At 60.7% G+C, this 14,857-nt stretch carries 13 protein-coding genes; 7 read left to right on the top strand and 6 right to left on the bottom strand.

Going from position 1 to position 14,857, the window contains the following annotated elements; all coding sequences use genetic code 11:
- Positions 1 to 33: 33 nt before the first annotated feature.
- Positions 34 to 936, bottom strand: a complete 903-nt coding sequence (locus tag AB7828_RS15470) for a LysR family transcriptional regulator (protein ID WP_441230519.1) — start codon at positions 934 to 936, stop codon at positions 34 to 36.
- 98 nt (positions 937 to 1,034) lie between these two features.
- On the opposite strand from AB7828_RS15470, the gene AB7828_RS15465 reads away from it, so the two are divergent.
- The 7 genes from AB7828_RS15465 to AB7828_RS15435 all read left to right on the top strand — a co-directional run bounded on the left by AB7828_RS15465 (position 1,035) and on the right by AB7828_RS15435 (position 8,578).
- The gene (locus AB7828_RS15465) at positions 1,035 to 1,358 is read left to right on the top strand and encodes a nuclear transport factor 2 family protein (RefSeq protein ID WP_441230518.1); all 324 of its coding nucleotides are present in this window, start codon (positions 1,035 to 1,037) and stop codon (positions 1,356 to 1,358) included.
- Complete coding sequence (locus AB7828_RS15460) at positions 1,358 to 2,137, top strand: SDR family oxidoreductase (RefSeq protein ID WP_441230517.1); 780 nt, start codon at positions 1,358 to 1,360, stop codon at positions 2,135 to 2,137. Before AB7828_RS15465 ends, AB7828_RS15460 begins: the two co-directional genes overlap by 1 nt.
- Positions 2,138 to 2,261: 124 nt before the next feature.
- A complete protein-coding gene (locus AB7828_RS15455) occupies positions 2,262 to 3,050 on the top strand; it encodes an alpha/beta hydrolase (RefSeq protein WP_441230516.1) in 789 nt (262 codons plus the stop codon).
- Between the two features lie 393 nt (positions 3,051 to 3,443).
- On the top strand, positions 3,444 to 5,087 hold the full coding sequence (locus tag AB7828_RS15450; protein ID WP_441230515.1) for a GMC family oxidoreductase: 1,644 nt from the start codon (positions 3,444 to 3,446) through the stop codon (positions 5,085 to 5,087).
- Entirely contained in the window at positions 5,053 to 6,036 is a 984-nt protein-coding gene (locus AB7828_RS15445) for an alpha/beta fold hydrolase (protein WP_441230514.1), read from the top strand. The genes AB7828_RS15450 and AB7828_RS15445 overlap by 35 nt, the downstream gene beginning before the upstream one ends.
- Positions 6,037 to 6,157: 121 nt before the next feature.
- Positions 6,158 to 7,309 carry an FAD-dependent monooxygenase gene (locus AB7828_RS15440; protein ID WP_231079476.1) on the top strand — a complete coding sequence of 384 codons (1,152 nt, stop codon included), beginning with the start codon at positions 6,158 to 6,160 and terminating at the stop codon, positions 7,307 to 7,309.
- 213 nt (positions 7,310 to 7,522) lie between these two features.
- Positions 7,523 to 8,578, top strand: a complete 1,056-nt coding sequence (locus AB7828_RS15435) for a helix-turn-helix domain-containing protein (RefSeq protein ID WP_441230513.1) — start codon at positions 7,523 to 7,525, stop codon at positions 8,576 to 8,578.
- Positions 8,579 to 8,951: 373 nt separating this feature from the next.
- Here the strand turns inward: AB7828_RS15435 and AB7828_RS15430 are convergent, their stop codons facing one another.
- From AB7828_RS15430 to AB7828_RS15410, 5 genes are read right to left on the bottom strand one after another with little or no spacing between them, the layout of a single operon-like run.
- Entirely contained in the window at positions 8,952 to 11,432 is a 2,481-nt protein-coding gene (locus tag AB7828_RS15430; protein ID WP_441232248.1) for a glycosyl hydrolase 2 galactose-binding domain-containing protein, read from the bottom strand.
- 17 nt (positions 11,433 to 11,449) lie between these two features.
- A complete protein-coding gene (locus AB7828_RS15425) occupies positions 11,450 to 12,457 on the bottom strand; it encodes a DUF1839 family protein (protein ID WP_441230512.1) in 1,008 nt (335 codons plus the stop codon).
- A 3-nt stretch (positions 12,458 to 12,460) separates the two neighbouring features.
- Positions 12,461 to 13,369, bottom strand: coding sequence for an amino acid--[acyl-carrier-protein] ligase (locus AB7828_RS15420; RefSeq protein WP_441232247.1), 909 nt, complete (start codon positions 13,367 to 13,369; stop codon positions 12,461 to 12,463).
- A gap of 26 nt (positions 13,370 to 13,395) precedes the next feature.
- Positions 13,396 to 14,589, bottom strand: a complete 1,194-nt coding sequence (locus tag AB7828_RS15415) for an acyl-CoA dehydrogenase family protein (RefSeq protein WP_441230511.1) — start codon at positions 14,587 to 14,589, stop codon at positions 13,396 to 13,398.
- Between the two features lie 19 nt (positions 14,590 to 14,608).
- On the bottom strand, positions 14,609 to 14,854 hold the full coding sequence (locus AB7828_RS15410) for an acyl carrier protein (protein ID WP_309942668.1): 246 nt from the start codon (positions 14,852 to 14,854) through the stop codon (positions 14,609 to 14,611).
- Positions 14,855 to 14,857 lie beyond the last annotated feature (3 nt).

Here is a 14,857-nt window from a genome sequence, read left to right as displayed (position 1 = left end):
AATGTGAAGCCCTGCGCACTTATCCCATCATCTTTAGAATTTGGAATTTGCTAGCTCGCGCGCCAGCGCAAGAAACGCCTTCAACCCCGCTGACGGATTCCGGCGCCCAGGGTAATACAGGCATAGCCCGGGAAAAGGCGGGGTCCAGTCTTCCAGCAGGCGCACGAAGCGCTTGGCCTCGATGTCGGCCAAGACGCTCTGCTCCATGAAGCAGCCAATCCCGACATTCTCCGCGACGGCAATGCGGGACAGGTTCACTTCGTCCAGCACGATCGGACCGGGCGCATCGATCTGAATTGCCTCTCCGTCGCGTTCAAACCGCCAGCGAAACAGCGCGCCGTCGGGAAGCCGGACTCGAATGCACCGGTGATTGAGCAGGTCCGGTGGCACGCGCGGCCTGCCGTGGCGCTTCAGATAGTCCGGCGATGCAACGATGGCGTAGCGCTGCGCGCGGCCGAGCGATACCGTGATCATGTCACTGGGCACGAGGTCGGCGACCCGGACGCCGAGATCGAAACCATCGGCAACGACATCGACGAGTCGCCCTTCGGTGACCAGATCGACATTCATATCCGGAAAGCGGCGCAGAAACTCGATCACAAGCGGCGATATGATTTCGCGGGCAGCGAACGGGGCAGCATTGATCCGGATCGTGCCCGATGGCGTCTCGCGCTGGGATCGTACCGTGTCCAGGGCGCCATGAAGGTTGAGCAGTGCGGGGCCAACTTGTTCCACAAACAACCGCCCGGCGTCGGTGACGGATACACTACGGGTGGTCCGGTTGAATAGCCGGACACCTAGGCGCTCCTCTAATTTGCCGATCGCATGACTGAGCGCGGTGCTGGACATGCCAAGGTCAATCGCCGCGGCCCGAAAACTTCCCCGCCGCGCGATCGCCATCACCGCTTCCAGATCGTTTAGCCCAGCGCGCTCCATTGTCCCGATCCATTCAGTTCCTCGTCCCGATTTATCCCACTTATTGCGACAATCGTCGAGTGCTAGGTGAGGGTCGAGCGTTACAGTGGAGAAGAGAGATGATGGATTTACCGGATACAGCCAAAGCGTTCTTCGACGCAGACGAACGGAGCGATCCGCACGCCGTGGTCGCAGCGTTTTCTCACAACGGATCGGTGATGGACGAAGGAGTTCGTCACCAGGGGGTCGATGCGATCCGCAAGCGGTGGTCAGCCGCGAAGGATAAGTATCACCACGTCGCCGTGCCGTTCGAGGTCGCACATGTGGACAACAAAACAAGAGTCCGGGCGACAGTGACCGGATACTTCCCCGGTAGCCCCGCGGCGCTCAATTACACCTTCACGATTATCGGCGGAAAAATTGCCGAGCTGGAGATTGGCTGATGACCGGATTTCTCACGCTGAAAGGAAAGCGCGCCCTCATCACCGCGGGCACCAAGGGCGCTGGTGCTGCGACGGTCAATCTGTTCCGTGAGCTCGGCGCACAAGTGATCACGACCGCGCGTTCCCGAACGGAGGCGCTGCCCGAGGCGCTTTTCGTCGCGGCGGATCTCACCACGGAAGACGGCTGCGCTGGCGTCGCCGATGCTGTGGCTGAACGTCTTGGCGGGGTAGATCTCGTCGTGCACATGCTCGGTGGATCGTCAGCGCCGGGAGGCGGCTTCTTGGCGCTGACCGACGCGGCCTGGCACAGGGAACTGTATCTCAATCTCTTCCCAGCCATTCGGCTCGACAAGCATCTTCTGCCTGGCATGATCGCTCAGGGCAGCGGCGTCGTTGTTCACGTGTCCTCGATTCAAAGGCAGCTTCCGCTACCGGAATCGACAACGGCCTATGCCGCCGCGAAAGCCGCACTGTCGACCTATAGCAAGGCGCTGTCCAAGGAAGTGACCCCGAAAGGAGTCCGCGTCGTGCGGGTGTCGCCGGGGTGGATCGAGACGGAAGCGTCGGTGGCGCTTGCTAATCGTCTGGCCGCGCATGCGGGCACCGACTACGAGGGCGGCAAAAAGATCATCATGGAGGCGCTGGGCGGCATCCCGCTAAGTCGGCCAACAAAACCGGAAGAGGTCGCCAGCCTCATCGCATTCCTTGCGTCCGACCGAGCTGCGGCGATCACCGGCACCGACTACACGATTGACGGTGGGACCGTGCCGACTGTGTAGCGATCGGGCAACGCCGCCCTGCGAGGTACTTCGCCTTGCAGGGCGGCGCAAAGCCACATGGCCGAGGCGAGGTCGATCGTCTAGATCACGCGGGATTTTTAACAAGCCTTTAGAAAGAGAGATGATGAGCGTTACCAAAAGAAGAAGAACTCTTGCGACGATCGCGGCAGCGGCAGCTATGACTGCTGCGATGGCAGCATCTGCCCCTGAGGCGGCGTCGCAAAGCCAGACTGTCCGAAATGTCGTGCTGGTCCACGGAGCGTTTGCCGACGGTTCGGGATGGCGCGGCGTGTACGAAGAGCTGAAGAACCGCGGCTTTCAGGTGACAATCGTCCAGAACCCGCTCACGTCGCTTGATGACGATGTCGCCGCCACCAAGCGTGCGCTCGATCGAGCGAGCGGTCCCACCATTCTTGTTGGCCACTCCTGGGGCGGAACCGTGATTACGGAAGCGGGCGTCGATGCAAAAGTGGTGGGACTTGTCTATGTCTCTGCGCTCTCGCCTGATGCCGGAGAAACGACGGCTCAGCAATATCAAGGTTTTGCGCCGGCATCGCAGTTCGTCATCGACAAGGCAGCAGATGGTTTTGGCTTTGTCAGCCTCGAGAAGTTCAAGTCCGGCTTTGCTCACGACGTCAGCGATGCAGACGCTGCGTTTATGCGGGACTCGCAAGTGCCGATCAACATGTCGGCCTTCGGTGCCAAGCTGAAGAACGCAGCCTGGCGGTCCAAACCGAGTTGGGCGGTCATCGCCACTGAGGACAGGGCGTTCGAACAGGCGATGCTGCAACATATGGCAAAGCGCATCGGCGCTGATGTCACCACTGTTTCGGCCAGTCATGCGCTTTTCATGACGCAGCCCAAAGTCGTCGCCGACGTGATCGAAAAAGCTGCGAAAAGCACATCGAAATAACGCATCCAGCGTCGTGCTAACAAATGGGAGCGGCATCATGTGCCGCTCCCATTTTTATTGCTTCCCGTCGCGAGCGCTGCAGGCAGAGAGCGGCGATGAATCGCTGCGCGTGCAGGCGGCTCCACCGAGGATCGCGTGTCGAGACTGACGCATCACGAAAAGTTTTGAAGACGACGGCACGGCGTCTGGTCTTCGCCGATATCCCGACGGCTGCAAAATAATACCTAATTGAATCAGACCATTGGCCCGTCGCGCCGCGCTCCTGGCGGGCAGCCGGGGCCCGATCTTGTCCAAATCTAAATATGATAGATTTGATAATATTGTTGAATATGAAACCTAAGCCCATTATCAGGCGGGCCTCGTCACCCCAGCTCATCGACGGAGGTCAACCAGATGAACGACACAACGCGGCTCACACAGCTCCACCAGGCAACACCAAGCAGCGCTTCTCTCGCGACACAAACCAGCGCCGCATTCGACTTCATCGTCTGCGGCGCCGGATCCAGCGGATCGGTCGTTGCGGCAAGACTCGCTGAAGACGGCAACGCGCGCGTGCTGCTGCTCGAAGCCGGCGGCGACGACAATTGCGACGCCGTCTCGGAGCCGTCGATGTGGCCGAGCAATCTCGGCAGTGCGCGGGACTGGGGATTCATGGGCGAGCCCGCAGCAGGGCTCGGCGGCCGACGGCTTCCGCTCAGCATGGGCAAAGGCCTCGGCGGCGGCTCGAGCATCAATGTGATGGTGTGGGCGCGTGGCCACAAAGAAGACTGGGAACACTTCGCCGCGGAAGCGGGCGATGATGCATGGGGCTACAAGTCAGTGCTCGGCTACTATCGCCGGATCGAGGATTGGCGCGGCGCGCCGGATGCGCTGCGACGCGGAAGCGGCGGCCCGGTCTATGTGGCGCAGCCGGACGCCCCGCAGCCGATCGCGCGGGCTTTGGTGAGTGCCGCCGGCCTCATGGGCATTCCGGTTTTCGACAGCCCCAACGGCGAGATGATGGAGAGCGCAGGGGGCGCGTCGATCGCGGAGCTGCGCATTCGGGATGGCAAGCGGGAGTCGGTGTTCCGCTCTTACGCCTACCCGGCGCTGGCGCGATCGAATCTCACCGTCCTGACCGATGCGCTGGTCACGCGGCTGCTGTTCGATGGCAAGAAGGTCATCGGTGTCGAAGCTCTGGTCAATGGCGAGCGCCGGAAGTTTCGCGCGCGATGCGAGACGGTGCTGTCGCTTGGTGCCGTCCATACGCCCAAGGTCCTCATGCAGTCGGGCATCGGCCCGCGCGATGAGTTGAAGGCCCACGGCATCGCTGTTGTCCAGCATTTGCCCGGCGTCGGCCGCAACCATCAGGATCATCTCGCTTTCGGGTGCACCTGGGCCTATCGCAAGCCTGAAGGCGTCGGCGGCGGTGGCTGCGAAGCGACGCTTTACTGGAAAAGCGATTCCCGTCTGCTTCAGCCGGATATCGTTCAGTGCCAGCTCGAATTCGCGGTGCCCTCGCCCGCTGAGGCGGAGATCGCGACACCGGAACATGGCTGGACCATGTTCGCCGGGCTTGCCCAACCAAAAAGCCGTGGCCGGTTGCGGCTCTCCGGGCCTGACCACACCGATCCCATTCTCATCGAGCCGAACGCACTGAGCGCGCCCGAGGATCTGGCCGCTGCAATCGCGGCCGTGGAGTTGTGCCGCGAGGTCGGCAACAACGAGGCATTCGCTCCGCTGATCCAGAGCGAGGCAGCCCCGGGTCCACGCGACCATGCGGGATTGATCGATTTCATCCGGAAATCGGCGGTCACCTATTGGCACCAGTCCTGCACGGCGAAGATGGGACGCGACAGCATGTCCGTGGTTGATCGCGAGCTAAAGGTCTACGGCATCGACGGCCTGCGCGTCGCCGACGCTTCGATCATGCCGCGTATCACGACCGGAAACACGATGGCGCCGTGTGTCGTCATTGGAGAGCGGGCTGCCGACATGATCCGGGAGCAGCATGGCTTGTCGCATGCGCAGAGCGACGCAGGCACTCATCGCGGCTGACTTTACTGAGCCGGCCAAAAACATCGTGTCGTGGCGCCGGTCGCAGCGCGCCACGAATTCCCCAGTGAACATGATCAGCCACTTGTTCGCCAGTGATGGCGCAAGGTGGGTACAGAGAATGAATATGAACGCTACCACACGTCTCGACGTCAAAACGTCTCATGGCAGAATCGCTGTCGAAACAAGAGGAGCAGGCTTTCCCGTCGTTTTCATTCACGGGAATTCGGCGTGCCGCGCGGTGTTTCAGAAGCAGATCACGTCGCCGTTGCTGGACGGCTACCATCTGATCAGCTTCGATCTGCCCGGCCATGGCGATTCAGAAGATGCCCTGGATCCCGAACGGACTTACTCACGTCCGGGCCTCGCCCATCTGGTGATCGAGCTTCTTGGTGAGCTCGACATCAACTATGCGGCGATTGTCGGTGCCTCGCTTGGCGGGCATATCGCGATCGAAATACTCGCCCGTTCGGGCATTTCACGCGGGCAGTTCCTGATGGGAACGCCGGCGTTGGGAGAAAATTTTGCAGAAGGATTCATCGGAAAGCCGCTGAACGGTTTGGCATCCAGAGGCGAGCTGACGTCAGAAGAAGCGCGGGAATTTGCCAAAGTTGTATTTGGCAGAGACTTCGAACCCTTCATGCAGAAGGCCATCGAACGCGCCGATAAGCAGTTCAGAAGCAGGCTGTTTTCCGCAGCGAGAAAAGGCGCAGGCGTCAATCAACGCGCGGTGATCGAACTAACAAATGTGCCAACCGCCATCGTAAACGGCGAGAATGATGCAATCATCAATCTCGATTACGTCGATGGCGTTCCCTATGGCAACCTTTGGCGAGAAAAATGCTTCCGAATCCCGCATGCGACCCATTCCCCATTCTGGGAGGTCCCCCATATCGTCAATCGCCTGCTGTCCGAGTTCCTGAAAGAGCTGACGGGAAGGCGAAGCGATTAGCCGGTCGGTAGAGCGCAGGCGCGGGGAGTTCGAATGGGGAGCGCGGTGCAGCTCCGAAGCCGAATTAGCCTTGCTGCGATCTTCGCCGCATCCACTCATAACGCCTCCAATGGGAGACTCGATGGAGATCTCCATTGGTTTCAACGAATATCGGACAGATCAAATGCGTATACTAATCGTAGGGGCCGGCATCGCCGGCCTGGCTATGCACCGCGCACTAGCTCAGCGCGGTTTCCAGGCCCGGATTGTCGAGCGCAATAACTTTGCTGGTGTCGGTGGCGCTGCGCTGTTTCTACCCGGCAACGGGGTGAGGGCTCTCGGTGAACTCGGACTGCGCGACGCGCTGCTGGATATCTCGCATCCGATCGCTTACCAGCGTTTCTACGATGAAGACGGGAATCTCCTGAATGAAATCGATACGAGTTCATTCTGGGGCGATGTCGCACCGTGTCGATCCATGAAGCGTTCGGCGCTCTGGGATCTGCTCAAGGAAGGGGTGGGTGACAGCCTCATTCAGCACCGGCGTATCCTGGATATCAGCAGCGATCGCTACTGTAGTCGTGTGGCATTTCAGGATGGTGGCGTGGAACAATATGATTTGGTCATCGGCGCTGACGGCGTTAATTCCACGGTGCGCGAGTCCGTCTTCCCCGACGCCGCATCGCCCGTCTATGTGGGAAACGTGTGCTGGCGCTTTATCGTGCCGAACATCTGCAACATCAATGATTGGACATTGATGCTTGGCGCCACGAACAGCCTTCTCGCCAAGCCGGTGTCATCGTCCGAAATGTACGTCTACGCCGATATGTCGGCCGACGATGCGCATCGCAAGATCTACTCGCCATCGACACCCCTGAAGCCATTGTTTCGGGATATCGCGGGTCCTCTTTATCCCGTTCTCGATCTGTGCGCGAAGGCGAGGGTTCACTATGGAGAACTGGTGAGCCTGCAGTTGAACAGCTTGTGCCGGAATCGGGTCGCTCTTGTGGGCGACGCAGCGCACGCATCGCCGCCGAGTATGGCTCAGGGTGCCAGCATGGCGGTCGAAGATGCCATCGTTCTAGCTCATGAACTTGCGGAGACGTTATGCGTTGACACGGCGCTCCTGCGATACGAAGCACGCCGTAAAAAGCGCGTTGATTGGGTTCACCGCCAGTGTGCCGCCCGCGACAAAATGCGTCGCTTCCCCCGCAAATTGAGAAATGCCCTGTTGCGTTTCGCGGGCGGGCGTCTTTACCAGCGGTCTTACGGCCTTCTCACAGGCCCCATTTGAGCCTGTTGTGCATGGGGGGCTGACAGGCGTTTGCTGGCGAGCCGATGCATCTGAGGTTGCGTTCGCTCGTCAGAATTGAGGTGCCGATGACCGGCCGATGCTATTGGTGCGAATGTCGCGTCCGAATCCCGGTGTTCTGACGACCCTCTCGTCTAAATTTTATTGCGAATTAGGCATTCCCGAATATGTATGGTCCACACAGTGGATGATGATGTGAAAGATATTTTGACGACGGCGGAGGCCGCCCAGCTGCTGGGCATATCAACCCGTACCGCCCAGCTCTGGGTCGAAAGCGGGCAGCTTCCTTCGTGGAAAACGCCGGGGGGGCATCGGCGGATACCGCGCCAGGCTGTGTTCGATTTGATCGAGCGTCCTTTGCAGCAGCAATCGGGTGTCAGGGCCCACGCGATCATTTTGGCGGCCGGGGGACGTGGCGACGGGTGGCGGAGTGCCGGTCTTCCCGGCTTGGGCCTGCTCCTTCATGTTGCGGAAGGCCTTCAGCAGGTCCGTGAGTGGCTCACACTCACGCCGCCAATGCTGATCGTTGTTGAACACGCCGACGAAGGCGAGCGCAAAAAGCTAGTCGCTTCGCTCTCCAACGATGGTCGTTTCGCACAAACGACGATCGTCAGTCTCACGATGACAAGGTCTGGTACCCCCGTTTTGCGCCAGCCACAGCGTGTCCAGCTGGGAATGTTGCCCGATGTCGCTGCAACAAGCGCGGCCGTCGTCGAATACTTGATGACCGGGCGTCACGATCTCGATTTTGCATTTCGAACGCCCTGGAACGAACGCGCCCGACTGGTGGCAGTGAGAGACTCGGGGTTGCTTGGATCCGCGCCTGATCCAGGTTTTGATAGACTGGTCCGGTTGGCGGCCCATGCCATTCGGGCGCCGATCGCGATGTTTACACTCGTGACGCAAGATGAGCAGTGGTTCAAGTCGCGGACCGGTTTTGATGGATCCACTACGCCGCGCGACTGGGCGTTCTGTAACGAAACGCTCGTTGCCAATGAACTGACTGTCATCGAAGATCTGTCGAAGGCACCTCAGTTTTCGCAGAACCCCACGATAGCCCAGCCGTACGGCTTTCGTTTCTATGCCGGCGCGCCCGTTCGCGACCCTCTCGGCTTTGCTCTGGGTTCGACATGCGTAATTGATGTGAAGCCGAGAAGATTGAGCGCGAATGAACGGGAAGCGCTCGGCACCATCGCCGATGCGGCATCCAACTTGATCCGCTTGAGAGCTCTTGAGCGCGAGATCACCTAGTCTGAGCGTAAGTGCGCTTGCAGTTCGCAGTATTCACGATCTGATGATTTCTGGAAATTCCGTCAACCCACTGGCCTTTGTCAGCTGACGACCTAGCCTCAATTTGCCCCGGCCGGATTCAAGCTTCCACGTCTAGAATTGAGAATGGCCGCTTATGGCGCAAAGGAGACACTAGTAGCGCTGGTCTTCCATGGGACCGGGTCTTGGCTTCCAATTCGATGTCATTCGCACAGATGCTCAGTTCCTGAATAACATTTCCGCTCGCGGCCGGTCGAGGCTTGAAGGAGCACCTGGCGGCTGCTGGCGGTACAAATTTTCGGATGAAACCTCTTGGCTGAGAACTGGATGCCGACACCAATGGACCACTGCGAAGTCAGTATTCGACTTCAGTTAGCAGAGTGAGTGCAGAAACCCTCCCCGATGGGCGCAAATGGTGGGCCGAATGCAGACGAGGTGCCAAACGGACGATCTTGCGATACCCGAACGCTAAATGGAAATAATTGTCGTCGGGCAGGAATTTGTTGTCCACGATTTCAACAAAACGCGTCGCCGTGACGGCTCGCAGGTCGAGAAAGAAACCGGCGTCGTCTTCACCAAGCACCGCACCAATCGTCTGGTCAACCGCCGACGTCGGGGGGCAAAGAAAATGAAAGGCCTCTCGAGGTTGATCGGAGTCCTCGGCTGCGAACGTTGCATGCACGGTGTCATGCGCCGCTGGCCCAAAGCGATAGCAGTGACCGGCGTCGAAGAACCGGTCGAACATCTCAAACGCCCCGATTGAAAGCTCGGCATGCGGTGCGATGGTCACATTGCGCACCGCTTCGATCACCGGCGTCTTGCCCTCTCTCAGGCAACGCAAGGTCAATTTGCCGGTGGCGGCCCGCGGCGTGTCGTTGACGAGATGCAGATAGAGCCCGTTGGTGCCTTCGTCAGTGATCGACAAGCGCAGCGGCTGCGAGGCGCGGCGCAGGGAGTAGAAGACCGATTTCGGACGGCCGTCGGAATCCAGCAGGCCCCAGCCTGCGCCGGGCCGCAGGTCGCGCCACAGCCATATCAGTGCGCCAGCCGTAGTGGAGGCTGGGCGGCGCCATTCGTCGATCGTCCGTTCGATAACCTCGGCTGTGATCGCGCGCGATAGCTGGCGCCAGCGTTTGGGTTCGCTGGAGCGCAGGCTGCGGCCGTCTTCGTTCCACAGCGCCTGAAGATAATGCTCTCGCACATCGTCGAAATCCCAAGACGCGCCTCCGTCGCGCGGGACGCTGGCGAGCCAGCGTTCCGGATTGCTGACAGGATCGAGCCGATGGCTAGCGAAGTGACGATCGTCCGGCAGGTTGGCGAAAGCGAGACACTCGGAGGCAAAGCGGACATTGGCGCGGCGCGCATCGTCGAGGGGCCGCAAATAAGCGCCAACGCCGTAATAATGCGACGGGCCTGCCTCGGTCACGAAGGGCAGGGCGCCGCCCGACGGTGAACCCGGCACATAGGCGACGTCGCTGAAGCCTGCCAGAACCTCGGGAATGACGGTTTCGGCCAGCGGGACGTCGCGCATTTCGCGCGGCAGGCCCATCATCGCAGCTTGCTGACCAACCTCACTGCCGCCTGATATCACGACCAATGACGGCGACGCGTTCAAGCGGCTAACGACTGTCGTGACTTCGCTGCGGATGACTTCAGCAAAGGCCACATCCGACGGGTAATCAAAATTGGCCATCATGACGTCCTGCCAGACCATGATGCCGAGCCGGTCGCAGAGGCGGTGGAAACTCGGGGTCTCATAGACCATGGTCCCGCTGAGACGGACCATGTTGAGGCCAGCACCTTGCACCAGGCTAAGGTCCCGCGCGTAATCCGCCTCGGATGCCTGCAGGCCGACCACGTCGATCGGCGTCCAGCATGCGCCGCGGCAAAAAATGCGGACGCCGTTCACATGCAGGGTGAAGCCATGTCCGTCCGGCCCGCGATCGACCGCGATCCGGCGAAATCCGACCTCTCCCAAATCGATCCGGACGGTACCGATGTCGATGGTCACCGCATGGAGCGTCGGGCTACCATGCGTGTGAGGCCACCACAGCCCCACATCTGGGATCCGCACTGTGCCCTGCCAGCGCGCCGCAGCGGCCGGCGGCGCTTCCGTATCGAGCGGCCTCAGCAGCGCCTCCGCCCCGGCGCAGTGCAGGACCGGCGTCACGCCTTCGGCCACTCCCGACAGATCGAGCGCGAGCGTCAGAACGCCTTCGGTGTCGTCGAGCCGGCTGCGCAGATCGACATTGTCGGCGCGAACAATTCCCTCTTCGATCAGCAGCACAGACCGGTATGGGCCGACCACGTCGAAGGGCGGGCACCATCCGGGCATGTGCCCGATCAGCGTGGTGCGCAGGAATCGCAGTCGTGGCTCCTCGATCATCATCGTCTTCCAGCGTGGCCGGGGGCCTTTCGTTCCTGCCAGCACGCCGCGGAGGCTCCGGAAGGCGATATGCATCCAATGCTCACCGCCGAGCACAATCTCGGCCTCATACGGCTCGAACATCGAGCTCCCGGTCAGGATGAGCCTGCCATCGAGGAAAACCTCGGCGAATGTCGCGAGCCCCTCGAACCGCAGCTTGCGCTTGCCGCGTCCACTGATTTGGACCCGGTACCAGACGTCCTTGTCGTGCAGCGGTTGAGGGTCATCGAAACTCCATTGTCCGAGGGCCCGCAGCGCGCCCGAGACCGTTCCAGGGACGATCGCGGGCAACCAGACGGCTTCACTCAACCCGCTGGGCTCCTGCCATGCGTGAGGGAGCGACAGCGCCAGTTCCCAGCCGCGGTCGAGCGACTGAACCTTGCGTCCCGTCATGGCGCGGATGTCGGTCATGGCAATCAACAGGCCGATCAGGTCACAGAGAAATCATGCCGCGGCATCGCGAGCCGCGAAACGCTCATGAGGCTGTCGAGGGCGATATCGTAATCGGTCGCGAGCTGGCGGATGGCATCCGCCACATCCGGAACTTTGCCGCGGGCCGATGCGCGGGCGAATTGAAACTGCACGATCTTGGTGCCGCCGGCGATCGCCTCCGCGGCCAGCCTGGCGCGCTCCAGCGCCGGGTCACCGTGCTCCTGCAACCACGCCAGATAGGTCGCGAGCAGTTCGAAATTCGCACCGGCCTGACGTAATGTACTGAAAGCGTAGGTGTGAAACCACTCGGAAGGCCCTCCCATCAGCCGGCCGATGTCGGCACCGATCACGTCGCCCCATGCGGTAAATGGATTCTGCGCCGGACGACGACGCAGATGTTGTGCCAGCAACGTGCGAGACATCGCCATCTGCTCGTGTGCAGACGGCGCCGGACCGAACTTGATGAATTCGACGTAAGGGAAAAGCGGCAGGCCGTTGTCACGCACGGGCCGCAACAGCGCCTCGAAGTCTTCGCCTTCGAGACGGAAATATCCGCCATTGTGAAAGTAATCGAGCCGGCGGTCGACCGAATCCAGGACGTTGACGCCGATGGTCGTTTTGCTGTGACTGTGACGATAGGTGATGCCGCGGGTATCCGGCAGGTAGTAAGAATCGACCTCGATCAGCGGCAGACGGCCCCGCGTCAACTGCACGTGCGCGTGATCTTCCAACTGATCGAAGATCGCGAGCTCCAGAATCTCGACGCCGTACAACAGCGCGAGATCGGCGGCCGGGATCTTGAAAAACGTGAACTGGTCGCCCTCGTAATCCTGCGCGACCGTGAAAGCCAGCGCGGCCCGGGGATCATGCCCGCGTCGGGCCAGTACTTCGATCAGTAGATCGACGTAGCAGTTGGTCTCGGGCCAGTTGCGCGCGGGATCATGCAGCCCGTGACGCACATAGGTTGCGGGATCCAGTCCATCGATGGCGCAGGTGGTTTGCAAGGCCTAGCCCCACAGCACGCGACGGACATCCGCGGGCCACGCGTCGACCTTGGTGCCGTGGTGACGGAATAGCGCCAGCGCCGTCCGCTCCAGGCCGAAGCCGACGCAGGCCGAATGTGCGACTTCGCCGCCTGCGAAATGCATGCCCCACAGGCTGCCGAAATGGTTCTGATGATAATTGAATGACAGACACGCGGTCGGATTTTCATCGCTGGCGACCGGGATCAGCAACTCAAATTTCAGACCCTGGTCGCGCTGGCTCGACGCCATGACGCGGCCAGTGCGCCCGAAGAAGGGATCGTTGGCCACATCGATAACGCAAGGCAGGCCCAACGAAGCGATCAGCTTTTCGCCGCGCTCGAGCCAAGTGGCCCGGAAAGACGTCACTTCGTCGGCCGTGCCGATGCGGACGAATTCGCGCATCCGGAACAGCTGCATCCGCGCCGGATCCTTCGAGGGCTCATGGCGGAAGCAGTATGACTTGAGATCGAACAGCCGACCGCCTTCCGGCACCGGACCTTCCGCCGCGACAGTAGGATAAAGCGGGTAGCAGGCAGCTGGCGTCAGCGCGACTTCCGTCGCATCCTGCATCTCGGTCCAGTCTTCGCCCCGCTCGATCATGCCGACGAGCTTGGCATGGTCGGCGTTATCGCCCATGAAAGAGTGGACGCAGCCGGCCAATTGCGGAAAGCTCTTCAGGTAACCGGCTTTCACAAGATTTTTGCGCGGCATGCCTGGCGGAAAATGAATCCGCGTCGCCTGATCGCCGACGGCTATTTTCGTCACCGCGGCTTCGAACCCGTCGATGACCTCTTCGAACACGCCGGCGCGGCCATAGAGCCCGTCGACGCCGGTCCTGATCAGGATCGACTCGTCGAACAGGGCGTCGAGAAATGCTTCCGGACTTTGCACGACTTTAACAGGCGCGTTCATCGCTATCACTCCAGATCTGAGTCAAATCGGCTCGCGACCACGAGGCCAGCGGTGTTGGCGAGGATGCGATCGTTAGCCACCATCAGCGGCGCCGACAGCACATCCCTGAGATGGCGGCCGACCGAGAATGGACCGTCGTTGCGATAGCCGGCGATGCCCGTCACCATCAGCGCTTCATGTACGATGTCGACGGCCATGGTCGAAGCCATGACCTTGAGATTGTTCATTTCGATCGCGAAATTGATCGAGCTGAGATCGTCTTCGTTGCGCTTCGCAGTCTCGAACCGCTCAATATGGGCGACGAGCGTGGACTTGAACGTCTGCAATTTGGCGGTGGCCTCGGCCAGTCGAGCCGCGCCTGGGAGCGGCCCCGCGAAATCGGACGGCACGCGCCGCGCCGTTGCTCGAACCGAGGCATGCCCGCGCGACAAAGCATCGGTCGCGATCCCGAACCAGACGCTCGCCCACAGAACATGCGCGGTGGCCAGCATGGATTGCACCGCGATCTCGTGGAACGGCTTCGGAAAGATCTGATCGGCTCCGGCTGTTGCCGTCAGCAGGAAACCCTCGGAGCAGGTGGCGCGCATGCCGAGCGTATTCCACTCAGCGGTGCGCTGAAGTTGGTAGTCGCTACGCCGCAGCGCGATCAGGACCTGATCGGACCCGACGGACGCCGGAGCGCGCCGCGCGGTCGCCATGATGATATCGGCTTCTGCGGCATAGGACAGGACACTTGCCTGCTTTGTCAGCGAAACCCGATCACCCGTCGTCTCGATCGCGCAATTCGATATCCGCAGATCGCCGCCGATACCAGCCTCCGTGGTCGACGACGCGATCAGCAGCTGCTCGACAGCTACATCGCGCATGAGCCCGCGATGATATTCGGTTTGCATACCATGGGCGACCAGGCTCGATAGCTTGATCTGATGCATGGCGTAAATCATGCCGCTGGCGCCGCACGCGCCCGCGAGAATCGCGCAAAGATTGGCAATCTTGCGCAATTCCAATTCCTGACCACCAAGGCTTCTAGGTACCATCAAGCCGAGCATCTTGTTACGACGAAGAGCTTCGAATGTCTGCGCTGGAAACGTCGCGGTTAGGTCCGCAAGAGCGGCATTTGGCGAAGCAACGTCGATGGCAACCCGCCGCATCGCGTCACGCCAGGACACGGCTTCGGGCACGTCAATGCCTTGCTTCACCGCGTTCGGGATCACGACCCTAGACTTTCTCAGAGACGAGCTGTTCGACGGCAGAAATCAACCCACCAAGCGTCGCAAATGTCTTGCGAGTCAGCAGACTGTTGGGAAATTCTATATCGAATTCTTCCTCGATGGCCATCATCAGCTGAACTGAACCGAACGACGTCATGCCCGCATCGAACAGATTGTCCTGGTCGGATAAGCCATCGACTGGAACGGGAAGTAGGTTCAGCGATCCGACAATGGTGCGGACACGGTCACGCATGAA

This window comes from Tardiphaga sp. 215_C5_N2_1 (assembly GCF_052076055.1).
Classification (GTDB): Bacteria; Pseudomonadota; Alphaproteobacteria; order Rhizobiales; family Xanthobacteraceae; genus Tardiphaga; species Tardiphaga robiniae.
This window is presented reverse-complemented; position numbering and strand designations above follow the sequence as displayed.

Coding starts and splice junctions, on each gene's coding strand:
- AB7828_RS15470 (WP_441230519.1), bottom strand. CDS start 936: ATGGAGCGCGCTGGGCTAAACGATCTGGAAGCGGTGATGGCGATCGCG.
- AB7828_RS15465 (WP_441230518.1), top strand. CDS start 1,035: ATGATGGATTTACCGGATACAGCCAAAGCGTTCTTCGACGCAGACGAA.
- AB7828_RS15460 (WP_441230517.1), top strand. CDS start 1,358: ATGACCGGATTTCTCACGCTGAAAGGAAAGCGCGCCCTCATCACCGCG.
- AB7828_RS15455 (WP_441230516.1), top strand. CDS start 2,262: ATGAGCGTTACCAAAAGAAGAAGAACTCTTGCGACGATCGCGGCAGCG.
- AB7828_RS15450 (WP_441230515.1), top strand. CDS start 3,444: ATGAACGACACAACGCGGCTCACACAGCTCCACCAGGCAACACCAAGC.
- AB7828_RS15445 (WP_441230514.1), top strand. CDS start 5,053: ATGCGCAGAGCGACGCAGGCACTCATCGCGGCTGACTTTACTGAGCCG.
- AB7828_RS15440 (WP_231079476.1), top strand. CDS start 6,158: ATGGAGATCTCCATTGGTTTCAACGAATATCGGACAGATCAAATGCGT.
- AB7828_RS15430 (WP_441232248.1), bottom strand. CDS start 11,432: ATGACCGACATCCGCGCCATGACGGGACGCAAGGTTCAGTCGCTCGAC.
- AB7828_RS15410 (WP_309942668.1), bottom strand. CDS start 14,854: ATGCGTGACCGTGTCCGCACCATTGTCGGATCGCTGAACCTACTTCCC.